21 protein-coding genes are annotated in these 25,039 nt (G+C 51.4%); 4 read left to right on the forward strand and 17 right to left on the reverse strand.

What is annotated here, in order from left to right:
* Nucleotides 1-5: 5 nt before the first annotated feature.
* The 13 genes from arcC to KQJ23_RS24035 all read right to left on the reverse strand — a co-directional run bounded on the left by arcC (nt 6) and on the right by KQJ23_RS24035 (nt 14,382).
* Nucleotides 6-974 carry a carbamate kinase gene (arcC, locus tag KQJ23_RS20765; protein ID WP_216480830.1) on the reverse strand — a complete coding sequence of 323 codons (969 nt, stop codon included), beginning with the start codon at nt 972-974 and terminating at the stop codon, nt 6-8.
* Between the two features lie 265 nt (nt 975-1,239).
* Entirely contained in the window at nt 1,240-2,094 is an 855-nt protein-coding gene (locus KQJ23_RS20770) for an oxamate carbamoyltransferase subunit AllH family protein (protein ID WP_216480831.1), read from the reverse strand.
* A 56-nt stretch (nt 2,095-2,150) separates the two neighbouring features.
* Nucleotides 2,151-3,410: a YlbE family protein gene (locus tag KQJ23_RS20775; protein ID WP_216480832.1), complete on the reverse strand. Its 1,260-nt coding sequence runs from the start codon at nt 3,408-3,410 to the stop codon at nt 2,151-2,153.
* 24 nt (nt 3,411-3,434) lie between these two features.
* Nucleotides 3,435-5,186 carry an acyl-CoA synthetase FdrA gene (fdrA, locus tag KQJ23_RS20780; protein ID WP_216480833.1) on the reverse strand — a complete coding sequence of 584 codons (1,752 nt, stop codon included), beginning with the start codon at nt 5,184-5,186 and terminating at the stop codon, nt 3,435-3,437.
* A 257-nt stretch (nt 5,187-5,443) separates the two neighbouring features.
* Nucleotides 5,444-5,641, reverse strand: coding sequence for a 50S ribosomal protein L31 (gene rpmE, locus KQJ23_RS20785; RefSeq protein WP_044482671.1), 198 nt, complete (start codon nt 5,639-5,641; stop codon nt 5,444-5,446).
* Between the two features lie 126 nt (nt 5,642-5,767).
* The gene (locus KQJ23_RS20790) at nt 5,768-7,036 is read right to left on the reverse strand and encodes a radical SAM family protein (RefSeq protein ID WP_216480834.1); all 1,269 of its coding nucleotides are present in this window, start codon (nt 7,034-7,036) and stop codon (nt 5,768-5,770) included.
* Between the two features lie 213 nt (nt 7,037-7,249).
* Nucleotides 7,250-8,587 carry a transcription termination factor Rho gene (gene rho, locus KQJ23_RS20795; protein WP_216480835.1) on the reverse strand — a complete coding sequence of 446 codons (1,338 nt, stop codon included), beginning with the start codon at nt 8,585-8,587 and terminating at the stop codon, nt 7,250-7,252.
* Between the two features lie 105 nt (nt 8,588-8,692).
* Nucleotides 8,693-9,946 (reverse strand): UDP-N-acetylglucosamine 1-carboxyvinyltransferase, encoded by a 1,254-nt coding sequence (gene murA, locus KQJ23_RS20800; protein ID WP_216480836.1) that lies wholly within the window; start codon nt 9,944-9,946, stop codon nt 8,693-8,695.
* Between the two features lie 138 nt (nt 9,947-10,084).
* Nucleotides 10,085-10,939 (reverse strand): class II fructose-1,6-bisphosphate aldolase, encoded by an 855-nt coding sequence (gene fba / locus KQJ23_RS20805; RefSeq protein WP_216480837.1) that lies wholly within the window; start codon nt 10,937-10,939, stop codon nt 10,085-10,087.
* Nucleotides 10,940-11,112: 173 nt separating this feature from the next.
* Entirely contained in the window at nt 11,113-11,490 is a 378-nt protein-coding gene (locus KQJ23_RS20810) for a response regulator (protein ID WP_044482666.1), read from the reverse strand.
* A 189-nt stretch (nt 11,491-11,679) separates the two neighbouring features.
* Nucleotides 11,680-13,281, reverse strand: coding sequence for a CTP synthase (gene pyrG, locus KQJ23_RS20815; RefSeq protein WP_216480838.1), 1,602 nt, complete (start codon nt 13,279-13,281; stop codon nt 11,680-11,682).
* A gap of 236 nt (nt 13,282-13,517) precedes the next feature.
* The gene (gene rpoE / locus KQJ23_RS20820; protein WP_216480839.1) at nt 13,518-14,081 is read right to left on the reverse strand and encodes a DNA-directed RNA polymerase subunit delta; all 564 of its coding nucleotides are present in this window, start codon (nt 14,079-14,081) and stop codon (nt 13,518-13,520) included.
* Nucleotides 14,082-14,247: 166 nt separating this feature from the next.
* Nucleotides 14,248-14,382, reverse strand: a complete 135-nt coding sequence (locus tag KQJ23_RS24035; RefSeq protein ID WP_283571218.1) for a hypothetical protein — start codon at nt 14,380-14,382, stop codon at nt 14,248-14,250.
* A gap of 161 nt (nt 14,383-14,543) precedes the next feature.
* On the opposite strand from KQJ23_RS24035, the gene KQJ23_RS20825 reads away from it, so the two are divergent.
* Nucleotides 14,544-15,737, forward strand: a complete 1,194-nt coding sequence (locus tag KQJ23_RS20825; protein WP_216480840.1) for a S8 family peptidase — start codon at nt 14,544-14,546, stop codon at nt 15,735-15,737.
* Between the two features lie 79 nt (nt 15,738-15,816).
* Here KQJ23_RS20825 and argS read toward each other — a convergent pair whose 3' ends face one another.
* From argS to KQJ23_RS20845, 4 genes are all read right to left on the reverse strand, one after another.
* Nucleotides 15,817-17,496 (reverse strand): arginine--tRNA ligase, encoded by a 1,680-nt coding sequence (gene argS, locus KQJ23_RS20830; RefSeq protein WP_216480841.1) that lies wholly within the window; start codon nt 17,494-17,496, stop codon nt 15,817-15,819.
* Between the two features lie 2 nt (nt 17,497-17,498).
* Complete coding sequence (locus tag KQJ23_RS20835; RefSeq protein ID WP_216480842.1) at nt 17,499-17,918, reverse strand: YwiB family protein; 420 nt, start codon at nt 17,916-17,918, stop codon at nt 17,499-17,501.
* A 507-nt stretch (nt 17,919-18,425) separates the two neighbouring features.
* On the reverse strand, nt 18,426-19,253 hold the full coding sequence (gene speE, locus KQJ23_RS20840) for a polyamine aminopropyltransferase (RefSeq protein ID WP_216480843.1): 828 nt from the start codon (nt 19,251-19,253) through the stop codon (nt 18,426-18,428).
* A gap of 126 nt (nt 19,254-19,379) precedes the next feature.
* Nucleotides 19,380-20,405, reverse strand: a complete 1,026-nt coding sequence (locus tag KQJ23_RS20845; protein WP_216480844.1) for an NAD(P)/FAD-dependent oxidoreductase — start codon at nt 20,403-20,405, stop codon at nt 19,380-19,382.
* A gap of 218 nt (nt 20,406-20,623) precedes the next feature.
* On the opposite strand from KQJ23_RS20845, the gene KQJ23_RS20850 reads away from it, so the two are divergent.
* From KQJ23_RS20850 to KQJ23_RS20860, 3 genes are all read left to right on the forward strand, one after another.
* Nucleotides 20,624-22,693 carry a transglycosylase domain-containing protein gene (locus KQJ23_RS20850; protein ID WP_216480845.1) on the forward strand — a complete coding sequence of 690 codons (2,070 nt, stop codon included), beginning with the start codon at nt 20,624-20,626 and terminating at the stop codon, nt 22,691-22,693.
* Between the two features lie 358 nt (nt 22,694-23,051).
* Entirely contained in the window at nt 23,052-23,750 is a 699-nt protein-coding gene (locus KQJ23_RS20855) for a DNA-3-methyladenine glycosylase (RefSeq protein WP_216480846.1), read from the forward strand.
* Between the two features lie 31 nt (nt 23,751-23,781).
* Nucleotides 23,782-24,948, forward strand: coding sequence for a stalk domain-containing protein (locus KQJ23_RS20860; RefSeq protein ID WP_216480847.1), 1,167 nt, complete (start codon nt 23,782-23,784; stop codon nt 24,946-24,948).
* Nucleotides 24,949-25,039: the final 91 nt, after the last annotated feature.

A 25,039-nucleotide genomic window follows, 5' to 3' on the forward strand; every position in this document is an offset into this window, starting at 1 on the left:
CCTTTCTATGGCAGTTTATGATTCGATGAATCTGTATTTGGAACGATCCAGGTACCTGACTTACCTTCAAGTGCGTCGGCCAATTTATCGATGGAAGTAATAATGACATTTTTGCCGCCATTCTTGAGGAAGAGAATTGCTGCTTCAATTTTAGGTCCCATGCTGCCTTTCGGGAACTGCCCTTCATTCAGATAACCGGTCGCCTCATCCAGCGTGATCCGTTCCAGATTCATCTGGTTCGGCTTTCCGAAGTTGATGGCAACCTGAGACACACCGGTTAGGATGAACAAGTAGTCTGCACCAATCTCTGCGGCAAGCAATGCGCTGGCAAAGTCTTTGTCCACGACGGCCTCTACCCCTTTAAGCTGCCCATCGTGATTAACTACCGGAATCCCGCCACCACCTACTGTAATGACCGTTAAATTCTTGGACAACAGGGCTTCAATTGCATCCTTCTCAATAATTTGGGAAGGGACGGGTGATGGCACAACATGTCTGTACCCTCTGCCGCTATCCTCCACATAAGGGAATGCTTCTCCCTCTGCAAAAGCCTTGTCCAACATTTCTTTGGTATAGAACGGACCGATCGGCTTAGTCGGTTGGTGGAATGCCGGGTCATCTTCCGATACCTGCACCTGTGTCACTAATGAAACCGCTTTCTTGTTTGACCCGCGGCTGGCCAGCATATTTGTAATCGTTTGCTGAATTAGGTAACCCAAATTGCCCTGCGATTCAGCTCCATACACATCGAGAGGAAACATCGGAAGAACGTCCGCAGACAATCTCGCCTTGACGATAGAATTGCCCACTTGCGGTCCATTGCCATGCGTAACGACAACCTGATGTCCTTGCTCGATCAGGTCGACAATCGGGGCACAGCTCTGTTCAATATTCGCTTTTTGTTCCGCAATCGTTCCTTTTTGACCCTCTTGGATGATGGCGTTTCCGCCAATGGCTATAAGCATTTTTCCCATAATAAACCTCTCCATTTGAAACTGAATAAGATAGCTATCTATACCTTTATGATACGTACCGAGTACCCTGAAATCTAATCAAAAGATCATTAAAATAATCGGTGCTACGACTTCAAAAAAATAAAAATATCATAACAAAACAAAGCGAAATCAACCTCTAAATCCCTGATTTTGACATGAGCGGCAAGAAATGATGAGGAGGAGTCGGCGAGCCTGCAAGGTACTCAACAGAGTTCATCCTCTGCTAGCCCGCGCCTTCCCCATATTAAAAACCTATAACATTTTTGTATGACAAAATAGCAAACCAAAGTCCGAAATACGTATCGACCCCGGAGGTGCTGCCAACGTTCAGCAAGGCTTCCGCGCACTCTTCAAGATCGAAATCCGGCATCTCCAGCAAGGAGGCCAGCAGATCCAGAATAACGGTGCTGAAATCTCCCGGGCAAGCGCTGTAATAATAATTGACGCTGACCTGGGTTGTTAAGGCGGTCAACTCTTGCAGCAGCAATCTCACCGTCCGGGATACGCCGGAATCGGCCAGCCCCAGCAAATGCTCAATCGCCATGATGCCGACGAGGAAATCGTCTCCGCTAGGCGTCAAGCCCTGGCCTCGGCCTATAAAATATTTGACCAGGCTGGTGTCCAGCGGAAGGTTCGGGGTCTTCAAGGCCTGTGACAGCGATGCTAATTGCCGTTCTAGCTCAGAGTCCCCCTCAGTCCCAGCCGGCCATGACAGGATACTCTCCAGTGACAGACCCAGCCCGGGCTCTTTTGTAATTCGAACGGCCATTTCGCCCAACCGGGCAGCCCAGCCATTCAAATCGGGAGCTGTTCCTGGCGGCGGTTCCAGACGGCAGTGAAATTCTTGCATCAACAAAATATGGATATGAACATTGCAGTTGACGAAAGAGAGCCGCTTTCTTAAGCCGTTCCATTCTACAACCTCACCGATAAAGGTCTCCGCGGCCAGGCGATCATACAAGTAAGACTCGATATGAATACCGAACGGCACGCCATTGCCATATTCTGTCCCTACGAATACCAGATAGTCACCAAAAGAAATATTAAGTCCATTCGTAAAGATGCTATGAACCACACCCAAGCTCCTGGTCTGACTCAAGAAACCGACCGAAGAACTATAACGCCCCCTGGAAATGAACGTAGCCGGATAAAGCATTACACTTCAATTCCCAACTTTTCCGCATAAGCGAGCAGTGCCTTCTCGAAGCATCCGAATGGCACCCGAACCGTACCGGCACCGACTTGACCGACACCCGCTTGCTTATGGGCGATGCCGGTATTAATAATCGGCGTAATTCCGGTCTCGACCACCTTGCGAACATCAATGCCAAGGCAGGTCCCTTGGAAATTCCAAGTAGGAATCGCATAATTCGAGTTGTAGGCGATGCATATTTCGCTCATCTCGTTGCTGATCGCAAGCGCATTGTCAAAGCCGCCTGCACCAATGAAGCGGGTAACCCCCGGTGCGGCTACCATTGCCATACCGCCAACGCCGAATGTCTCGGTAATTGCGGAATCGCCCATATCCGGGTTCGCATCCTCCTGAGAATAGCCGGTAAAGAACAAGCCCTCAGGGGTATTTACCGGAGCGGTAAACCATTGGTCGCCCAGACCCGAGACACGAATGCCGAACTCGTGGCCATTCCGGGTCATCGCCGTAACGATGGTTCCATGCTCTACACTGCGGGCCGCGTCCATAGCCGCCTTGGAAGCAGCCATCATGATGTTCAGGAAGAATTGATCGGTATCGGCCAGGAACTTCATAACATCATGCTTGGTTTTCTCATCCAAATCGGCAATCGTTAAGTGAGGCGCAACCTCTTTTAGGAAGACCAGCGAAGCCGCAATGTTGCGTTGGTGGAATTCATCCCCCATCGTGATCGCTCTACCGATGATGACGTTAACATTCATTCCGCCGTCCATCGATCTAAGCACCTTAGACAAGGCAGGGCCGAGAACGTCCCGCATCCAGTTCAGGCGAGTGATAACTTCTTCACTGTAAGCCCCGAAGCGGAGCACCTTTCCGATGCCTTCGTTCATTGTGCAATATGCACGGTTTCCATGCTCTTTATTTTCAACAACAAGTACCGGCATATTGCCCGAGGTGATTCCCCCCATCGGACCCACGGCAGACACATGGTGGCAAGGAATGAACTGAATCTCGCCCTCTTCAAGCATTTTCCGGGCCTTGGCTTCATCATCTGCCCATCCTTCAAACAATACCGCTCCTACACAGGAGCCCTTCATTGGATCGGTCATCTGGTTCCATTCCATCGGTGGACCCGCATGCAGGAGAACCTTGCCGTTTAGCTCGGAAATCACCGATTTGGCCGGGACTACGTCCAGCAGGAAGGGCTGTGAATTTTTTATTTTTTCAATGACTGCTTGATTGGCCTCATCTATTTTTTTGAACATGTCCATCACCCCGTATGTTAATGTTTACATCTTATTGAGTATGCTCAGGATCTTTCTCAGCTTGTCATTACCGCCGGCTACCGGTCTCCAGTCGAACTGTACGACGCTGCTGCCTTCCGTCTCCAGATTGTCGGCAAAGCTGCTCAGACCGATATTGATGACTCTTGGCTTGGCATCGAGTAACTGCTTGATCGCTTCGGATGGCGAACTCACAACGGCTTCCGGCAGAGTTAGCTCTTGAACCGGAAGCTCTCTGGAGCCCACTTCAACCTCGTGCCCGATCATGCGAAGCGCTGTACGAACCGCGCTGAAATTGCTGTCTGTCATGATTGCTCCGGCATCCAGCATTAACTTGAGCTGGCTATCATAGTTCTGAGGATCCTTCTTCGTACCGCAGATCGATCCTACGAAATACAATTTGCGTCCTTCATTTGCTGCATTGGCCATAGCCTTCTTGATCGCCTTCGATAAAGATGCCGCCATGTCCTCATGCGCTCCGTAACCAAGCACCAGATCGAATAACACCACGGCCACCTCAGGAAGCTTGGACGTCTCTTCGATGAATTGGAAGCGTGTGGTTCCGTCAATCATCGGGTGAGGACGCCCTTGCGTGTACATATCGTCGCCGAGGTCAATAACCTCATGACCCTCATGCTGCAGCAAGTAGCCTTCATCGTACTTCCGGTATTTATCAATCATCAGCGCTTCTTTCATGAGTGTAGCCGCTTCATAGGCCAAGGTTCCGCCCGTGTACAGTCCGCGAATTTTTGTCTGAACGGAGGTAAGTCCCAGATCGGAAGGCAGCTCGGCTTCAGACGCCAACTTCAGCTTCGTTCCTTTCGCCAGCTCTACCGCCAGGATCGCGGTCTCTTCCAGCGTATGGGCAAATTTAACGGATGGCAGATAAAATTCAGGCTTTTCACCCATGAAAATCGCGACAACCGGCTTTTCGATATTCGCCAGCAGAGCTACAACCTGCTCACGCACCTTCGGTGCCGGAGGCTTGGAGATCACGACTACAACTTCAGTATCCGCGTTGTCGGCGAGTGCACGGATTCCGTCCAGCATCGTAATCGCTTCAATGCTCTCCGACAGATCGCGGCCGCCCGTTCCAATCGCATGGCTGATGCCCGCACCGAGCTTGTCGATCAACGTAATCACTTCCTGAATACCCGTACCGGAAGCGCCGATGACGCCGATATTCCCCTTACTCACAATGTTGGAAAATGCAATCGGTACACCTCCAATTACGGCGGTTCCGCAATCCGGACCCATAACGAGAAGCCCCTTCTCCTTCGCGAATTCCTTTACGCGCTTCTCGTCTTCAATTGCCACGTTATCGCTGAACATAAAGACATGGAGTCCGTTCTCAAGAGCGCTCATCGCTTCATCCGCAGCATATTTGCCGGGGATGGAAATGACGGCGAGGTTCGCGTCAGGCATCGCTTGTACGGCACGATCCCAAGTTCTGACCTTCTCCACCTTTTTGCTTGCAGATGAGGAAGCCTGATTCTTCAAAAATTGGTCCACTTCATCGAGAACGGTTGCGACAACTTCTTCGCGTTCTGCATCAATCGCGATGCATAGGTCGCTTGGAGCGGCCTTATCCAGCTCTGTGTTATGCATACCGGTATTTTTCATAATATCGATATTCGCAGGCGTTCCCATCATGACGGACACCTGGTTTACCCCGTCGATATCGGACAGTTTATTGGACATAAGCATCAGACTTACGGAATCTTGATATAAGTTTGGCTTTATGATGATGTGCAGCAAGCCAATCCCTCCCAGTTCATGTAGTTAGCGTTTACATAATCAATTGTACTTGCTGGGCCGTAACAATCGCATAAATTCCAGGCCCAGTACATTAAAAATAGATAAACAATTGCCAAGTACATTATTCTATATAAGAGTCGAACTAAGGAGCACACACTCCGGGTGAAAACGTGTGAAGTGCTCCTATAGTATTATCATCCCTGAAAAGTGCAAAAAAAAATCCCCCGCAATATTGCGGAGGATTTCGCATTTTCTGATTAGATACCGTATTTCTTTTTGAAACGGTCCACACGGCCACCTGCATCCAAGAACTTCTGCTTACCTGTGAAGAATGGATGGCAGTTGGAGCAAATTTCAACGCGCAGCTCTTGCTTAACGGAACCTGATTCAAAGGTATTACCGCAGGCACAAGTAACTGTAGTCACGTGATATTTAGGTTGAATGGCTTCTTTCATGACTTTCACCTCTTTCCGCCCTGGGCCTCATGCGGGCACAGAGTTATCATGACACATAAAATGATTATAGCACGGCGGTATTCCATGCGCAATTGCCTATCTCAGGAAATTTTGTAATCTTCGGAGCTATACTCGAACCTTTACCCGAGCCAGTTCCGCAGGCGGGACATGAGTGTAAGACCCAATGACCACATCGGGAAGCTCCTCCTGAAAAATCTCAATCGCCTGCTTCATCCCAAGCACATCGCCCTTGGCCTTAGGAATCAAATCCAGATAGCTCTCCGGATCGATATTCAGATTACGGAACTGTATCAAGCGCAGCTTGGTACGACGAGCAAATTCTATCATCGCTTCCAGTTCCTCCTCCCGGTCTGTAACCCCTGGGAAGATCAGATAGTTGATCGAAGTATATACACCTTGATCATATGCATATTTCAGTGACTTTTCCACATTAGCCAAAGTATAACCGCGTGGACGATAGTAGGCGTTATAATGATCATCCCGGGCGCTGATCGTGCTTACGCGCATCAAATCAAGCCCCGCATCGACAATACCCCGAATATGATCGCTGAGTCCGGCATTCGTGTTGATATTAATATAACCCATATCCGTCTGACGGCGGACCTCGCGAATGGATTCGATGATCAGCTTCGCTTGAGTAGAGGGTTCTCCTTCACAGCCTTGACCGAAGCTAATGATCGACTCCGGTGTCTTCAAGTGCTCCAGCATAACCTCAACCAGCTCCTCCACACGAGGGCGAAAGTTCATCCGCGTCTGTGGAGAGACGAAGCCGCTGTCATCCGGTTGCTCGGAGATACATCCGAAGCAGCCCGCATTACAGGAATAAGATACGGGAACCGCCCCTTCCCAACGATTCAGAAACGTATTGGAAGCCGTCAGGCACTCATAGCCGAGCGCACAATTCGACAGGTGGTCATACAATCGGTTTTCGGGATATTTTGATTTAAAGGCCTTAACCTGACTCTTCAGCTCCAACGGATCGCAGTGAAGCGGATTCCATTTCTCCGGATCATCGGAAAGACGGGCCGTTACATAGAACTGGCCTTCCTTCCACACAACCGCAGAATACCCAAACAAGGGAAGCTTATATTCCTTATCCGTCTTCACATAGCCAGGCAGGCACAACCGCGTAAAGCCTTGGGGCAGCAAGGCTCCAACAGCCTGGAACTTGCCATCCAGCGGGGTCATTTCCCCGGTGTCAGGGTCCATTCCGATTGGCCGTGTACAAGGAAGACTAACCAATGTCGCCCCATCCGGAAGCGGAATCAGCTCATCCTCCAATATTTCCACGATCATATCCGCGCTGCGGGCAAGCCCGTACAGTGACGGATGATCAAATACTTGCCCTTGTTCATCGGCATATACTAAATACATGTTGTTCTCCTTCTATATGTGCTGGTCCGTTGAAACATCCTGCATTAAGCGGGCAGCCGTGTGAGGTGTTCTTACGATCGCTGTTGTTCGCGGATTTCTCTGATTGGACTAAACCAAGTTAAGGTAGAAATCCGCTCACAAAGGCGAACATTCCATTTCTTCAGAACACCTCACACTCTTGCCTTACCATTAACACAGATCTGTTCAACGGGACTACGTCGCAGAGTTCGAACTCGAACTGGAAGACGACGACGGACGGGAGGTTCGGCGTGCAGTGTTGCTTCCGCTATTGGAAGCGGTGGAATTGCCCGCCGCGTCGAACGAAGCCAGGAATTCAGCGTTGGATTTACTATCACGCAGCTTCTTCAAGAAGCCCTCCACAAAGTCATGGGAATCATTCATACTCTTACGAATGGCCCAAATGGTATCCAGCTCTTCCTTAGTTAACAGCACCTCTTCACGCCGTGTACCGGAACGCCGGATATCGATAGCCGGAAAAATACGGCGCTCTGCCAGCTTGCGATCCAGGTGAAGCTCCATATTGCCCGTTCCCTTAAATTCTTCATATATAATGTCGTCCATCCGCGAACCTGTATCCACGAGAGCGGTCGCCAGAATCGTCAAGCTGCCGCCTTCCTCAACGTTCCGCGCCGAGCCGAAGAAACGCTTAGGACGGTGAAATGCAGCCGGGTCAATCCCGCCGCTCAATGTGCGGCCCGATGGTGGAACCACCAGGTTATAGGCACGGGCTAGCCGCGTAATACTGTCCAGCAGAATGACAACATCCTTTTTATGCTCCACCAGTCTGAGAGCCCGCTGCAGCACCAGCTCTGCCACCTTGATATGATTTTCAGGCAGTTCATCAAAGGTCGAAGCAATCACTTCGCCTTTAACAGAGCGCTGCATATCGGTAACCTCTTCGGGGCGCTCGTCGATCAGCAGGACGAATAACTCGATGTCGGGGCGATTCGTAGAAATGCTGTTGGCAATCTCCTTCAGCAGCAAGGTCTTTCCTGCCTTTGGCGGCGCTACGATCAATCCGCGCTGTCCAAGGCCAACTGGGGCAAGTACATCCATAATTCGTGTGGATAAATGCGTCGGGGATGTTTCAAGCACAAGCTTTTCTTGCGGATATAAAGGGGTCAAAGCCGGGAAGTGCAAGCGCTCAGCAGCAACCGTCGGATTCTCTCCGTTCACAGCATTCACTTGCAGCAGCCCGAAATACCTTTCATTCTCCTTCGGTGTCCGGCATTTACCGGATACAAGGTCACCGGTTCTTAGGTCAAACTTCCGGATCTGAGAGGCCGAGATATAAATGTCCTCGGTACTGGGCAAATAGTTAATCGGCCTGAGAAAACCGTATCCTTCCGGTAAAATCTCCAGTACGCCTTCCATAAACATCAGACCGCTGGACTCAGCCTGCGCTCTGAGTATGGAAAAAATCAGCTCTTTCTTCTTTAATTGTCCGTAATATGGAATTTGATGCTGCTTTGCCAGCTTGTACAGCTCCGTCAGCTTCATCTCTTCCAGATCGGCGATTTGCAGATCCATTGTAATAACCACCTATTTTCCGATTATATGAAACACTTAAAAATTGCTAGACTATAATGTCTATTATTACCCTATATTAAGCACATTATGCGAGAATCGCCCTACCTATTCAACCTGACGCCAAACATCTGCACCCAGCATCCGTAGATTTGTAACCAGGTTATCGTATCCGCGATCGATCAATTCGACCCCCGAAATCTCTGTTACCCCCGATTCCACGGTCAATCCGGCTACGACCAGCGCGGCTCCGGCACGCAAATCCGCCGCTTTCACCTTCGCCGCATTCAATGGGGAGCCCTCGATAATCGCGGACCTGCCCTCTACGCGAATCTTCGCCCCCATCCGAACCAATTCAGGCACATGCTTGAACCGGTTGCTATAGACAAAGTCGCTAAGCACGCTAACGCCCTCAGCCTGGGTAAGCAGACTGGTCATCGGAGATTGAATGTCCGTAGGAAACCCAGGGTAGACCAATGCTTTGACATCCACATGCTCATATCTTGACGTACCGATCACTCGAATGGACTCGTCCAGCTCTTCGACGGAGACGCCCATCTCCAGCAGCTTTGCTGTAAGAGCCTCCAAGTGCTTGGGAATAATCCCGTCTATCATTACATCACCGCGGGTTGCTGCCGCAGCGATCATATAAGTGCCTGCCTGAATCCGATCCGGGATAATCGAGTGCCGGCAGCCCTTAAGCTCCTTCACACCCTCGATCCGAATCGTCTCGGTTCCGGCTCCTTTAATGCTTGCGCCCATGGAATTGAGCAATGTTGCTACATCTATAATCTCAGGCTCTTTAGCCGCATTTTCAATAGTTGTAAGTCCTTTGGCCCGTGTAGCAGCCAACATAATATTAATCGTAGCACCGACACTGCTGACGTCCAGATAAATCTTGGCTCCGCGCAGCTCCGTCGCTTTCAGATGAATTGCACCATGTTCATTCGTTACCGTCGCGCCCAGCGCTTCAAAACCTTTGATATGCTGGTCAATCGGGCGCGGTTCAAAATTGCAGCCTCCCGGCAGTCCGATAATGGCCTCATTAAACCTACCGAGCAATGCCCCCATCATATAATAGGAAGCCCGAAGCATCTTGACAGGGCCGTTCGGCATTGGAATGGATCTGATATCGGAAGGATCAATACGCATTTGGGATTCTTCCCAGGATACGCGGGCACCGAGCTCTTCCAAAATCTCGGCATAAATGGCCACATCGCTAAGATGAGGCAAATTATCAAGCACAACTTCAGATTCTGCCAAAATTGCAGCCGGAATAAGCGCAATCGCACTATTCTTTGCACCGCTAATCGTTACAGTCCCGCGCAGCGGACGTCCGCCACTGATCATTAATTTCTCCATAAGCTCAAGGGTCCCCCTACATGAATTGCAGCTCGGTCACTCTACTGAGCCAAACTTTTTTGCTGTGAAAATGGAAAGACACCGTCTAGGCGGTGTGCTCTCCATCTCACTGTATTCAATTGAAGCAATTAATAGTAATTAAGCCTTGTTGCTAGTACCGAATTCGCGGATTTTGCCGATAACGGTCTCTTTGATCGCTTCGCGGCCTGGCGCGATAAATGTACGAGGATCATAAGCATCCGGTTTCGCAGCCAACACTTCACGAACTACTTTTGCAAATGCAATTTGGTTCTCTGTGTTCACGTTGATCTTGGAAGTACCCAGGGAGATCGCTTTATCGATATCGTGTTTAGGGATACCTGTTCCTCCATGCAATACAAGCGGAAGCTTAACCGCTTCGCAAATTTCAGCCATTTCCTTGAAGCCGAGGTTTGGCTCGCCGTGGTATGGTCCATGTACGGAACCCAGGGCAGGTGCCAGTGTATCGATACCTGTCTCCTTCACGATACGAACGCACTCGTTCAGGTCAGCATATTGAATACCGCCGATCACGTCGTCTTCTTGTCCACCGACAGTACCGACTTCCGCCTCTACGGATACTCCCTTAGCATGAGCGTATTCAACCACTTTCTTCGTCATCGCGATGTTCTCATCAATTGGATGATGGGAGCCGTCGATCATAACGGAAGTAAAGCCAGCGTCGATCGCTTCTTTACACTTCTCAAAGCTGGATCCATGGTCAAGGTGGATCGCTACAGGTACAGTAATCTTCATGTCATGAAGCAAGCCTTCAACCATCTTAACAACGGTATAGAAGCCGCCCATATGACGAGCCGCACCTTCGGAAACGCCCAGGATTACCGGGGATTTCTCTGCTTCTGCTGCTGCCAGAATGGCTTGAGTCCATTCCAGGTTATTGATGTTGTATTGACCTACAGCGTACTTGCCCTCAAGCGCTTTACTCAACATGTCTGTCATAGATACTAATGGCATGGGTTTCAATCCTCCTAAGGATGATGGAATTATCTTCTCTAGCCGACATTCACACCTTATTATTATACCACAACATGTCAAAAATACGAATCAAGCTTGCGTCGGTTCGACGAACAAAAACGACCGGAGTGCATCTCCGGCCGCTTACACTTCCTGTTTGTTGTCAAATACAGTCACACCACGGAACTTCCACGCAACTGCATGTTGACGGCTCCCCGCATTTCGTCGATGTCGAAAGGCTTGGTAAAGTGCATCAGCGCCCCCAAATCACGAGCCTGCTTAATCATGTCAAGCTCGCCGTAAGCTGTCATCATAATGACCTTGATATCCGGATTGACTTCTTTAATATGTCTCAGAATCTCCAACCCATCCATCCCTGGAATCTTCATATCAAGCAGAACGAGATCCGGCGATTCACCGCGGACAATTTCCAAAGCAAGCTTGCCGTTGGCAGCTTGATAGGTTTTATAACCTTCGCTGCTGAACACTTCCATCAATAAAATCCGGATTCCGTTCTGATCATCAACGATTAGTACCTTCTTCTCTTCCACTAGACTAACCCTCCTACAAGATCCACCATCGGAATTAACATTCTAGTAAATAATTCGCCTCGTTCTTGGAAATCCCTTCTAATTTGGAAAAAAGAGACTCAAAAAACAATAAAGGTGAAAATTTTCCTGTAGATTTTGGGGTATTTGGGCAAGAACCTGTTATTTCATGTAATGAACGTCCTTCACAGACTATTCAAAACGGGTAATTGAAGCCTTGACAAACTCCCGGAATAACGGCTGCGGACGGTTCGGCCGCGAAGTAAATTCCGGGTGGAATTGTACAGCAAGGAACCAAGGATGATCTGGAAGCTCCACAATCTCCACCAGGCGTCCGTCAGGCGAAGTACCCGAAATACGCAGCCCTGCTGCTTCAATCGCTTCACGGTAGGTGTTATTGAACTCATAACGGTGACGATGTCTTTCATATACGAGCTCATCATTGTAGCACTGCATAGCCAGCGAGCCCTCCTGAAGCTTGCAAGGATACAGTCCAAGACGCATTGTGCCGCCCAGGTTCTCGATATCCTTCTGCTCTGGCAGCAGGTCGATTACCGGATATTCTGTCGAAGGATCGATCTCGGAGCTGTTCGCTCCCTGCAATCCAACCATGGATCTTGCATACTCGATGCATGCAACCTGCATGCCCAGGCAGATGCCGAAGAACGGAATCTGTTTCTCCCGCGCATAACGGATTGTAGTGATCTTGCCCTCGATTCCACGGTCTCCGAAGCCGCCGGGAACTAGAATTCCCCCAATACCTTGCAGACGCTCGTGGACATTCTCTTCCGTAATCTCCTCAGCGTTCACCCAACGAATCTTTACATCGGCATTAGCCGCAAAGCCCGCATGGGAGAGGGACTCTACCACGCTCAGATAAGCATCATGAAGCGCCACATATTTACCAACAATGGCGATCTCGACGGTCTTCTCCAGCTTGTTGATCCGTTCTACCAAGCCTTCCCACTCGCTCATATCCGGTGCAGGAGTCGTCAGCTTCAGGTGGTTCACGACGATCTCGTCCAAGCCTTCCTCACGCAGATTAAGCGGTACTTCATACAAGGTATCGGCATCGCGGCATTCCACCACGGCGTTCGGATCGATATCGCAGAACAAGGCAATCTTCGCCTTCATATCATCAGACAGTTCATGCTCGGTCCGGCAGACGATGACATTCGGTTGAATTCCAATGCTGCGCAGCTCCTTGACGCTGTGTTGAGTCGGCTTTGTCTTGACCTCTCCAGCAGCCTTGATATAAGGAATCAAGGTAACGTGAATGTACATGACATTCTCCCGGCCAATATCGCTCTTGATCTGCCGAATGGCTTCAAGGAACGGCAAGCTCTCGATATCCCCGACCGTGCCCCCGATCTCGGTGATGACTACATCCGAACCCGCCTCACGTCCGGCACGGAATACGCGCTCCTTAATCTCATTCGTAATATGCGGTATGACCTGTACGGTTCCTCCCAAGTATTCGCCGCGGCGCTCTTTGCCGATAACCGAGGAATAGATTTTACCCGTTGTTACGTTACTGTTCTTGGACAGATTAATATCAATGAACCGCTCATAGTGTCCGAGATCCAGGTCCGTCTCCGCCCCGTCGTCCGTAACGAACACCTCTCCATGCTGGTAAGGACTCATGGTTCCAGGGTCCACGTTGATGTACGGATCGAATTTCTGAATCGTTACCTTCAAGCCTCTGTTCTTCAGCAATCTGCCGAGCGATGCTGCTGTAATCCCCTTCCCTAATGAGGACACAACGCCGCCTGTCACGAAAATATATTTTGCCACTGTCCAAAAACCTCCTAAATTAGTACGGGTCCCGTCAAAAATAACTTCATATAGCGTTGCCTATTCCGCTAAAAAACATAGCAAATAGGCCTAAAAAAACAAAAAAAGTGACACCCGAACAAGTCGGGGCACTTTTTATGAACAGTTTTTTTGAATTTGTTTCATAAGCCCATGCAATAGTTTACCCGTTACGAGAAACCCTGTCAAGGCAATTTCAGGCTAATCTTAAGTGGCAATTATTTGTCTTCTTCTTCGTCAAAATCTTCTTCTTCCGACTCCTCATCGAGCTCTTCCTCTTCTTCATCGACCATGTCCTCGTCTTCAAGAAGAGAATCATCCTCGACTTCTTCCACTTCTTCTTCGTCATCATCCGTGAACAGCTCGTCTTCGTCTTCGGATTCTTCATCGATCGCATCGAAATCATCATCGTCAGAGGTGTAGGTTTCTTCCTCTTCGGTGAAATCATCATCCAAATCATCGTCTTCGTCATTAATAATGCGCGGACGCTTGGCATTCCCAACCGGATCCTCAGAACGCTCAATCGGATACCAGCGCTTCAAGCCCCATAGATTTGTACCTACGCAGGCGAAACGGCCATCAATATTGATCTCCGTATACAGCTGGGCAATGGCATCATTTATTTCTTCCTCGGACATTCCGCGGACCTTTGCAACTTCATTCATCAAGTCTCGGTAATAGTATGGCGTGTTCGCCACCTTCAAGATCATAAAGGCCAAGTCGACCATCGGAATCTCTTGCACTTTTTCCGGGTCCAATTTCAAATTGAGCGGGGTACTCACTTACGGACACTTCCTCTCGCAACAATGTTCAACAGCTATTAATCATCCTACAAGATAACACTGCCCTAGAGGACAATGCATCTTATAAACATATCCATATCACAAAATAGTAAACCTTATTTGCCATTAAAAAGCAAGTTTTAGTTGTGCCCAAACCGTGGACAGATCAATAAGAAGAGACGGGGGAACAAATCCCCCGCCTCATGACTGTATCCACTTTGAAGCGAAGTCCGCCCTTCAGCTTCAAAAGATGGCGAAGCGCCTTCAAGCCCTTCCCTGTATCGTATGTTTTATCCCGCACTTTGACACGGTGCCTGCATGCCCATCCTGAAAAAACTTCCCTCTCCATCCGGGACAGCCGCCGGGCTGCCTATTTTATAAGAGCAGGGCCCCTACCCCATTCATGGTTCCTCGAGGCGTCATACAATACCTCAACACGCTTCGGACAGGAGGGCTACATGCATGGATGAATCCAGCTTCCTGCGGTATTTGAATGAGACCACGAACACCTCTGGCCCGAATGGCCGCTACATTCTCCGATTCAGTTCTCCAGGACAATACATCAAGATCACAGCCCGGCTGCAAGAAGAGCAAGAGCGCTATCCGAATCTTGATCAGATTCGCATCTCCCCGCTGCTCGGGGCTTTGCTGTGCCCTCAGGGCGCTCTGGACCCCAAGACGCTGCGCGAACGATTCGGGGTAATTGCGGAAAAGGATGAGCCTGTAGATATCCTGGCGGCAAGTGCACTCGATAAGGATTTGTCCTCCGGGCTGCCATGGGGAATTCGCCGGATCGGGGCCTCTGAAGCCTGGTCCGTCTCCACAGGACATCAGATTCGAATCGGCGTGATCGATACCGGGGCCGACTTCAGCCACCCCGATCTGCGAAGCTCTTTGTCCAGAGGGGTCAATCTGCTCAACCCGATGAGTCCTCCGCATGATGATAACGGGCATGGGACGCATATTGCGGGTACTATTGCCGCCTCGGGCGGCTCCAAGGGGATGATGGGCGTTGCCCCGCGCGCGCTCATTCATCCTGTCAAAGCATTTGACCATAACGGCTCAGCCTATGTCTCGGATATTGTGCTGGGCATCGACTGGTGCGTCCAGAACCGGATGCACATCATTAATATGAGCTTCGGCATGAAGAGCAAGAGCCAGGCGCTGCTAAACACAGTCCGCAAAGCGTATAACGCGGGTATTGTGGTGGTTGCTTCCTCGGGCAACGATAAGAAGAGCAATGGTGCAGATTATCCCGCCCGGTACCCGTATACGATCTCCGTCGGAGCAACCGGACGCGACGGCAGGATCGCTCCGTTCAGCAACCGCGGATCGCGGATCGATATCTATGCGCCGGGCGAGAAGGTCAAATCCTGCTGGCTGGGCAACGGCTACAAGGAGATGAACGGCACCTCCATGGCCACCTCGCACGTCAGCGGCGCCATCGCGCTGCTGCTGGCCCAGCGCCCGGGCCTGTCGCCCGCCGAGATCAAGCGGCGGCTGCGGCGCACGGCCCGGCCGCTGCCTGCAGGCGCGGCCGGCAAGAGCAAGACCTCCCACCCGCCGGGGGAGGTCAGTGCCTCCCGCCTGCTGCGGGGAGGGGGCCGCAAAGCCCCCGTAGCAGGCGCAAAAAAGCCGGCAGGGAAGTCCTCCTAGAGACTTCCCTGCCGGCTTCGCGGCCGCACCGCGTGCCAGCCCTGCTAGAGAGGCAGGGCGGCAGGCGCGGCGGCGGGCACTACATCCGCTCCGGCGCGGACACGCCGATGAGCCTGAGCACGTTCGCAATGACCGTGCGAACGGCCCCGAGCAGCACGAGACGTGCTGCTGTCTGTTCCGCGTCTTCCGTAATGACGCGTTCAGCCCGGTAATAGCTGTGCAGCATCGCTGCCAGCTCATATACATAGCGCACCAGGCGATGCGGTGCATAGCTGTTCGCCGCAACCGCAATCTCCTCCGGCAGCTCGCCCATCTTGCGGAGCAGATCATATTCATGCTCTGCCGTCAGCTTGCTGAAGTTCACCGCATTCGGCTGCGGGATCTCCACGCCCTGCTCCTCCGCTTGGCGGAAAATGCTGCAAATTCGCGCATGCGCATATTGCACGTAATAAACCGGATTCTCGTTCGAGGTCGAAATCGCGAGATCCATGTCAAAATCCAGATGGGAGTCCATGCTCCGCATTGTGAAGAAGTAACGGATCGCATCCACGCCGACCTCGTCCATCAGATCGACCATCGTAACCGCTTTGCCGGTCCGCTTGGACATCTTCACCTTTTCCCCATCCTGGAACAAGCTGACCATCTGGGCAATCAGCACGGTAAGCTGCTCTGGATTTTTGCCGAGTGCCTGCATAGCCGCCTTTACCCGAGGAATATATCCATGGTGGTCCGCCCCCCAGATATTGATCAAGCGGTTGAAGCCGCGGTCATACTTGTTGCGGTGGTAGGCAATATCCGGTGTCAGATAGGTGTAGGTGCCGTCGTTCTTAACGAGAACGCGGTCCTTGTCATCTCCATAATCGGTTGTGCGCAGCCAGGTAGCCCCATCCTGCTCGTAAGTCTGGCCCTTCTCGCGAAGCTCGGCGAGGGAGGCTTCTACTTGTCCATCCTCATACAGCGAAGTCTCGCTGAACCAGACGTCGAAGTCAACCCGGAAGCGCCCAAGGTCTCGCTTGATCTTGGCGAGCTCTTTTTCCAGCCCATAACTGCGCAGGAACGCTTCGCGCTCCTCGGCCGTCATTGACAACAGCGCATCGCCCTTCTCGGAGACGAGCTCCTTGGCAAAGCCCTTGATGTCTTCGCCGTGATAGCCATCCTCCGGCATCGGAACATCTTGTCCGAGCTCCTGAAGATATCTTGCTTCAATAGACTTGCACAGGTTGACAACCTGATTGCCTGCATCATTAATGTAGTATTCCCGGGTTACCTCGTAGCCCGCAAAGTCCAGCACATTACACAAGGCATCCCCCACGGCCGCTCCCCGGGCATGTCCTAAATGAAGGCTTCCCGTCGGGTTCGCGCTGACGAATTCCATCTGAACCCGCTCCCCTTGACCTGCATCGACTCGTCCGTAATTTTTCCCTTGGCTGTAGACCTGCTCGATGACAGGATACAGATAGCTTTTGCCTAGCCGGAAATTAATAAAGCCCGGGCCTGCAATTTCAGCCTGCTCGATGCCCGCCTTGGCATAGTCGAGATACCCGATCAGTTCCTCGGCGATTTGGCGCGGGTTCTTCTTGGCGATCCGGGAGAGCTGCATAGCCGCATTGGTTGCCAGGTCTCCATGCGCCTTTTCCTTCGGCACCTCCAGTACAATGACCGGAACTTCCTCCCGCTGCGCTAGGCCTGCCGCGATAATCGCCTCGGCGATCGCTTCCTTTAATGCCTGATTGATTCTTTCCAATGGATTGACTGTCATTGTTACTGTTCCTCCTGTATATGTAAGCTGATAGCGAAATGTCCCGACAAGTCCTCAAAGACATACAAATCATACTCACAGACTACATGACCGGTTGTCCCCGTCAGATTCGTCTCCAAAGACCGCGTGCGCGTCGAAAGATTGAAGCTGGTCAGCGGTGAGCGATAAAACCCCGGCAGCCGCCGTCCGACCTCGAACGTCTGCTCCGACTCCACCCCGCCGTGACGCATAATTTTCAGAGCGCCTCCGGTGATTTTCACCAGTGTCCGGGTTGCTCCGCTACCCTGAATCTCCTCCGGCTCCTCGTAACGGATATAGGTTGCATCTTCTTTGACAAAGACCACCCCTATCCACTCCTGGACGGTCTCCTCCCGCCCTTGTCGGCTCTTCACCACAATTCTGGCCTTGGTCTGTTCCGGCATGTCCTGAATCTCCATTCTATATCATACATGGTTCCTATTGTACTACTATATCCAGTTCGAGGCGCCAATTCAATAAGAGAACGGGAGTCTGTCCAGGATCGCTGAACGTGATGTAGTGCCCGGAGAGCTCCCTCCGCCGGAGCGCTTGCAGGAAATACGAAGAGACTTGTACAATTTTTCGCACAAGTTGCTCTCCAACCCTTGTCTGCTTGATCCAGGTTGTACGAAAAATCATACAAAAATCAATGCACAGTATCCAAGACTCGAAAAGTTATATGGTCTTTCAGTTAAAATACCCGTCATTCCCCCGAAAAGAGCATTTTTCGCACGAAATATCGTACAAACCATCCTTCACTCCCTGCACAATCATCACGGGTCAAGGTAATCCATCCATATCCAGTATCAGTATCTAATAGCCAATATTCAGTAGCCAAAAAAAGCCCGTGCGGCATCTAAATGCAAACCGCACAGGCTTATTCATTCTGCATATCATTGCCCAGTACCCACCTATTTCACCAGATCCTCCACAAACCTCGGCAGAACAAAGGCCGCCTTATGCAAGCGAGGCGTATAATACCTGGTGTCCAGTTCAGCGATGGACGCTTCCTCGGCTTCAAGCGGGTCATACTTCTTGCTGCCCATGGTGAACGTCCACAAGCCGCTTGGATAAGTAGGTATGTTGGCTCCGTACACCCGGACGATCGGAAAAATATCCTTTACATCCCTGTTCACTTTTTGAATCAGATCTGCCTTGAACCACGGGTTATCGGTCTGCGCCACGAAAATGCCATCTTCCTTCAACGCCTCATGAATGCCTTGATAGAAGCCGCGTTCAAACAGCGGCGCAGCCGGACCGACCGGCTCGGTCGAATCGACGATGATGACATCGTATTTGTCCTTACTCTGGATAATATGCATGTAGCCGTCGCCCACCTGCACATCCACCCGCGGATGATCAAGCTGGCCTGCGATCTCCGGCAAATACTGCTTGGAGTAGGCGATTACCTTACCGTCAATCTCTGCAAGAACGGCTTTCTCTACTTGAGGATGCTTGATGACCTCGCGGATGACTCCGCCGTCCCCTCCGCCCACAACCAGGACCTGCTTGGGATCAGGATGGGTAACGAGCGCAGGATGCGCAGCCATCTCATGGTAGACAAACTCGTCCTTCACGGTGGTCATAACCATTCCGTCAAGCACCAGCATCCTTCCGAATTCCTCCGTATCTATTAGGGCCAGATCCTGATACTCTGTCTTCTCAGTGACCAAGGTCTCGCGGATCTTAGCTGTAATTCCGAATTCCGGCGTCTGCTTCTCAGTGAACCATAACTCCACCTTGCAACCCCTTCTTTCCGCTTAGATATAGTTTGGTTACCCTTACCTTAACCAAACCCGGCCGAGAATAACACAGCGGAATGACTCCGAGAAGTCCAAGTGAGGGCTGCACGCCGTACTTCGGAGCTATTCCTCGGCTGCCCCGAGCGCCCGGTTCTTCTCTTTAAAGCGGTTGTTATGGGAGGATACCATGGCGTACTGATCTGCCTCCGGCTCGATAAAGCGCTTTGCGCCATTTACGGCTTGAACCGCATCAGTAAATGTCCCGGCAATCAGCCGAACCTTGTTCGTGTAATCGATATAGTCACCCGCGCCAAATACGCCCGGAAGCGCCGTCTGCAGCTGCTCGTCGACCTCAGCCGTCCATTCTCCCATCTTGATGCCCCAATTGCGAATCGGGCCAAAGTCGCTCTTCATGCCATGATTTACGATGACTGCATCCACGTCGAAGGACATCGTTGCGCCTGACTCCATATGGGCAACCGTGACCTGACTAATCGTCTCTCCATCTACACTGTGCAGCTTCTCAACTTTATATGGGGTATGAACCCGTACCGAGGATTCCTTCATCCGCGTCACATTACGCTCGTGACCGCCAAATTCATTCCGCCGATGCACAACCGTGACTGACCCTGCTACCGGCTCCAATTCATTTGCCCAGTCGACCGCAGAGTCGCCACCGCCCGAGATCAGAACATGCTTGCCTCGAAATACCTCCAGCTCTTGCACAGTATAATGAAGATTCGTCACTTCAAAACGTTCCGCGCCTTCGATCTCCAGCTTTGCCGGCCTGATCATGCCGTAGCCTACCGCCATGATCACTGTCTTGGTCCAGTGCTGCTCACCGGAGGCTGTCGTCAAAATATAGGTGCCGTCCTCCTGAAGAGACAGGTGGGTAACCTGCTCGCCGAGAATAATCTCAGGATCGAAGGTTCTCGCCTGCTGCTCCAATTGCCCGATAAGCTTCTCGCATGGCATCGGTGTCACGCCGCCAACATCCCAGATCATTTTCTCAGGGTAATGAAGCATGCGTCCTCCCAGTACCTCGTTCGCCTCAATCAGCTTTGTCTTCATATCTCTCATACCACTATAGAAAGCACTGTACATGCCGGCTGGACCGCCGCCAATAATGGTGACATCAAAACACTCCATGCAATTGTTCCTCCTCAAAGGCATTCTATAAAAATTAAAATAATCATTTATTCTCATTCTAATTGAAAATGATTATCATCGTCAATGAAATTCACAGAATAAAGTACCATTCTCTTCCCCATACTGTTAGATAGGACATCCAATCATTGGCAATTTCATTTTTTAGAGGTTGTTGAAAAATTCATCTTTTGAACACGCACTTATAGGGGGGAGTACGCATGCAAAAGCTAACACGCAGTAATCGCAAGCCTCGGCGCGGTAAATGGCTGAGGTTATTCCAATTCATGCTGGTCTTTACGCTTGCCGGAGCGGTGCTGCTTGGCGGCTTACTTGTCTATCTGTACCAAGCGGTGCTCCCGCCTGCAGGTGCTGACCGCAACTCTCAGCTGCTCGATCTGCAGGGTCAAGCTATCGCTGTGTTCACAACCGGCGAACGAAACCAGCAACAGGTGAAGCTGGAGGATATATCGCCCTGGGTCGTTCAGGCCACACTAGCCGTTGAAGACCGGAAGTTCTATGAGCACTTCGGGTTCGATATAAAGGGAATGCTCCGGGCTGTACTCGTCAATCTCCGGGAGATGGACAAGGTGCAGGGCGCCAGCACGCTTAGCCAGCAACTGGCCCGTAATCTCTATCTGTCCCACGAGCGTACTTGGTCCCGCAAGCTTAAGGAAGCTAAGTATACCGCCCAGTTGGAAATGCAATATAGCAAGGACGAAATTTTGAATATGTATTTAAATGAAATTTATTATGGACGCGGAGCCTACGGAATTGAAGCGGCGGCCCAGCTCTATTTCGGCAAATCTGCAAAGGAGCTCAATCTGGCGGAGAGTGCCATTTTAGCCGGAATCCCGAAGGGACCCACCTACTATTCGCCCTACAACCATATGAAAAATGCCAAGGATCGGCAAAAGATCGTCCTGAACGCCATGAAGGAGATCGGGGCAATCACAGCCGATGAGGCCGAGAAGGCGTATGAGGAGCTGCTGGCCTTTCAATCGCCACAGCAGCGGACTGGCGGCGATCAAGCTCCTTATTTTCGCGACTATATCCGAAATGTAGTCGTGAATGAGCTTGGATTCAATGAGGATCTGCTGGAAAGCGGCGGACTTCGCATCTACACCACCCTTGATATGGATGCACAGCGCGCTGCCGAGGATGCCGTTGCCTCAGAGCTGGAAGGAAGCGATGGGCTTGAGGTGGCATTAGTAGCGATCGATCCGCGCAACGGCTATGTAAAGGCACTGGTAGGCGGCACGAACTATACGACCAGTCAATATAATCATGTCTTCGCCAAGACCCGGCAGCCCGGCTCCAGCTTCAAGCCGATTATGTATTTAGCTGCACTTTCGTCGAAAAAGATGACACCGGTCAGCATGTTCAACAGCCAGCCGACCCTGTTCCACTATGATGAGGACCGCAAAACCTATAGCCCGAAAAATTACGGGGACAAGTATTTGGGAGAGATCGATATGCGTCGTGCGATCGCAGCCTCCGACAATATTTATGCTGTAAATACGCTGCTGACCATAGGCGCAGAGGAGGTCGCTGCATTAGGAGCAAAGATGGGGATTACCAGTACGCTTACACCTGTTCCTTCGCTTGCGCTGGGGACTTCTCCGGTCAGTCCGTTCGAGATGGCTTCAGCCTTTGCCGTCATCAGTAATCAAGGTAAGCGGATTGAGCCGGTGGCCGTGCTGAAAATAACGGACGAGGAAGGCCATGTGCTTTATGAGACCAAGGAGCAGAAGCAGGAGCAGGTCATCGAGCCGGCGGCGGCTTATGTACTCACCCGGCTGCTGGAGGGCGTGTTCGAGGTGGGCGGCACCGGTAACCGCGTCTCCGAGGTGATTCAGCGACCGGTCGCAGGGAAGACCGGAACAACCAGCACGGATGCTTGGCTTGTGGGCTATACTCCGGAGCTTTCAACCGCAGTCTGGGTCGGTTATGACAAGGGGAAATCGCTTGGAACGGCAGAATCGCGCAAGGCGGCACCGATCTTCGCCAAGTTTACGGAGAAGGCGCTGGAAAAGGTGCCTCCGAAAATTTTTCCGATGCCGGATGGCGTGGTGAGCGCTTATATTGATCCTTCCAGCGGCAAGCTGGCCACCGCAGACTGCCCTGACAAGCAGCTCGTAGTCTTCCTAGAAGGAACGGAGCCGACCGAATTCTGTACCGAGCACAGCGGCGAAAGTGTGGAAGCCGAGGATTTGGCGCCTTTGCCGGTTCAGGAAGAGCCGGAAAACCGGTCCTGGTGGAGCGATCTGAAGCGATGGTGGATGAATTAATTCCACTGTCGGTAGTAATTAGTAATTACACAAAGTACACTCCTTTGTTCGCAAGCTAATTGTAAATCGGTAAGGCGACGATTTTAGTGCAGAATGGCACTAAAATTGACGACACGAGGACTGAGTAATATAGAAGTAGTTGTAGTTGTAACCCTAGGCTTAAGATCCTATTTCCCTATTACCTGGATCGTAGGAAAATTAGTTTACTAACTACCACCATTATATAAGTTGAGCGAAAAGACAGCATGCTCTTGATCGATGCTGACTTGCCTCTGCTTCATGGCGCCGATATGATGAAGGAAAACAAGCTGCAGCTTGGGAATCATGCTGGCAGCGACCAAAGAGGGGGCTCTTCATCATGAATTTTGGGCTTACGCCCGGTGATCTCCTTCCTCGCTCGTTCTACTCGGTCTCGGCATTGGAGGCGGCCCCGCTGCTGCTGGGGCAGATTCTGGAGCGGGATACCGAGGAAGGGATGATCCGCTGCCGGATTGTCGAGACAGAGAGCTATGGCGGTGTGGAGGATAAAGGCAGCCATGCTTACGGCGGGCGGCGCACAGCACGCACGGAGGTAATGTTTGGCGGGGGCGGAGCCGCCTATGTGTATTTGATCTACGGCATGTACCACTGCTTGAATGTGGTAACCGGGCCGCAGGACGATCCGCAGGCCGTCCTGATCCGGGCGGTGGAGCCGCTGACGCTGGAGGACGAAGTCCTCATGCGGCGCTGCCGCGGCTCCCTTGTGCGCCGGCCAGCGGACTTGTCGGGAGGACCCGGCAAATTGTGCCGGGCTCTGGGGATCGACAAGGCGCTGAACGGCGCACTGTTCTATAGCGGCGCCAGCCCGCTGCGGCTTGCCGCAGGAGGGCCGGGCGCCGACGGGAGCGGCGAGACGATCGTCGCCGCTCCGCGCATCAATATTCCTTACGCAGAGGAATATGCGGCGAAGCCCTGGCGCTTCTATTATCGTGACAATCCGTATGTATCGATCGTTGATAAAAATTCTGAAGCTCACTCGAAACCTTCTTCGGACTTCCCGCGTTTGTTTAATAAATAGATAAATGCTGGAAATTTAGAGGAGGAGTAACATGCGCAAGATCCCATCAACAACAGCACGAGTAGCTGCAGCAGCTCTAGCCCTGACCGTTGCAGCAACCGCCGTTCCCGCCATACCTGGCCTATCCGGTCTGCCAGGGCTATCAGCTCTGACGACTCAAGCCGCAGCAGCAGAGAAGACTATTTATACCCTGAATACCAAGCCGTTCAAGCAATCGGGACAGCTCTATCTTCCCCTTCGGGAGGTCGCTCCGCTGTTGGATCTGCAGCTAACCTATAACTCATCTGCCAAGAGCTACCAGCTTACAGGCATAACCCAGACCGCCCAGTTCAAGGCTGGCAGTGCAAAAGCGACAAGCCAGAGCGGAGCCGTCTTGTCTTTGGGGGCATCTGTCCTTGTCAAGAATGGAGTTACCTATGTGCCAGCCTCTCTATTCTCCAAGCTATTTTCTATTCCGATCACCTCTTCAGGCGAACAAAATATCAGCTTCTCCTTTACCTCGCGCTACCTTTTATCGAGTTCAGGGGATATGCTGTTCTGGCTTAACCGTTCTCAAAATACGCTCTATGGCGGCCGTGCCGGAACGCTTCCTTCGCGCCTGGGGGCGATCAATCTTAGATCACCGGACTGGCTGTACATGGATGCGGCATCCATAGATAAGGACACTTACGTGCTGGAGATCAGCAACGCCCATGGGGAGCCTCATATATTCAATGACCGAATCCGGGTTCTAATCCATGGCGGCAAGCAGGTATATCAGGCCGGCTACTCCTATGGCGGACCTTCCATGGTGAATTTGCTGCCTGATGCACTGAGCCATAAGGGACAAATCATCATGAATTACGGTCAATATGCCGATCTGGTGTCACCGGACGGAACCGTACAGGAGACTATCCGCTTTGAAAATTATGGGACAGCGGATGAGGTGTACAGTCTTGAGGCCATAGAGGATGACTTCTTCTTGATTCGGGAATATACCCTAGGTACACTGCTGCTGGTCGACCGGAGCTCCGGCGCTGCCGTTCCCCTGTATCTTAGCCTGCACAGCGAGGAATCGATTGATATGATTGAGCATAGTGAATGGGGAGTCGGAGACGGGTTAACCTACATGGGCAGAACCGGGAATCAACTGAAATTTTCGGCTAAATCGCCCTACTCCAGTGCAGATCCTACGGTGAAGTTCTACATGCTTCCGTAAGAGAAAGGATTCTTTTCTTTCTATAGAAATAGAGGACGTCCCTCCGCAGCTCGCTGCCACGGGAGAACGTCCTCTATTTGTCTTTTGTGAT

Source organism: Paenibacillus brevis (assembly GCF_018919145.1).
In the GTDB taxonomy this organism is placed as follows: Bacteria; Bacillota; Bacilli; order Paenibacillales; family Paenibacillaceae; genus Fontibacillus; species Fontibacillus brevis.

What these genes read in the sequence shown, in the direction of transcription:
- arcC (WP_216480830.1), bottom strand. Translation starts at nt 974, where the DNA reads ATGGGAAAAATGCTTATAGCCATTGGCGGAAACGCCATCATCCAAGAG.
- KQJ23_RS20775 (WP_216480832.1), bottom strand. Translation starts at nt 3,410, where the DNA reads ATGTTCAAAAAAATAGATGAGGCCAATCAAGCAGTCATTGAAAAAATA.
- rpmE (WP_044482671.1), bottom strand. Translation starts at nt 5,641, where the DNA reads ATGAAAGAAGCCATTCAACCTAAATATCACGTGACTACAGTTACTTGT.
- KQJ23_RS20790 (WP_216480834.1), bottom strand. Translation starts at nt 7,036, where the DNA reads ATGTATTTAGTATATGCCGATGAACAAGGGCAAGTATTTGATCATCCG.
- rho (WP_216480835.1), bottom strand. Translation starts at nt 8,587, where the DNA reads ATGGATCTGCAAATCGCCGATCTGGAAGAGATGAAGCTGACGGAGCTG.
- murA (WP_216480836.1), bottom strand. Translation starts at nt 9,946, where the DNA reads ATGGAGAAATTAATGATCAGTGGCGGACGTCCGCTGCGCGGGACTGTA.
- fba (WP_216480837.1), bottom strand. Translation starts at nt 10,939, where the DNA reads ATGCCATTAGTATCTATGACAGACATGTTGAGTAAAGCGCTTGAGGGC.
- KQJ23_RS20825 (WP_216480840.1), top strand. Translation starts at nt 14,544, where the DNA reads ATGGATGAATCCAGCTTCCTGCGGTATTTGAATGAGACCACGAACACC.
- argS (WP_216480841.1), bottom strand. Translation starts at nt 17,496, where the DNA reads ATGACAGTCAATCCATTGGAAAGAATCAATCAGGCATTAAAGGAAGCG.
- KQJ23_RS20835 (WP_216480842.1), bottom strand. Translation starts at nt 17,918, where the DNA reads ATGCCGGAACAGACCAAGGCCAGAATTGTGGTGAAGAGCCGACAAGGG.
- KQJ23_RS20845 (WP_216480844.1), bottom strand. Translation starts at nt 20,405, where the DNA reads ATGGAGTGTTTTGATGTCACCATTATTGGCGGCGGTCCAGCCGGCATG.
- KQJ23_RS20850 (WP_216480845.1), top strand. Translation starts at nt 20,624, where the DNA reads ATGCAAAAGCTAACACGCAGTAATCGCAAGCCTCGGCGCGGTAAATGG.
- KQJ23_RS20855 (WP_216480846.1), top strand. Translation starts at nt 23,052, where the DNA reads ATGAATTTTGGGCTTACGCCCGGTGATCTCCTTCCTCGCTCGTTCTAC.
- KQJ23_RS20860 (WP_216480847.1), top strand. Translation starts at nt 23,782, where the DNA reads ATGCGCAAGATCCCATCAACAACAGCACGAGTAGCTGCAGCAGCTCTA.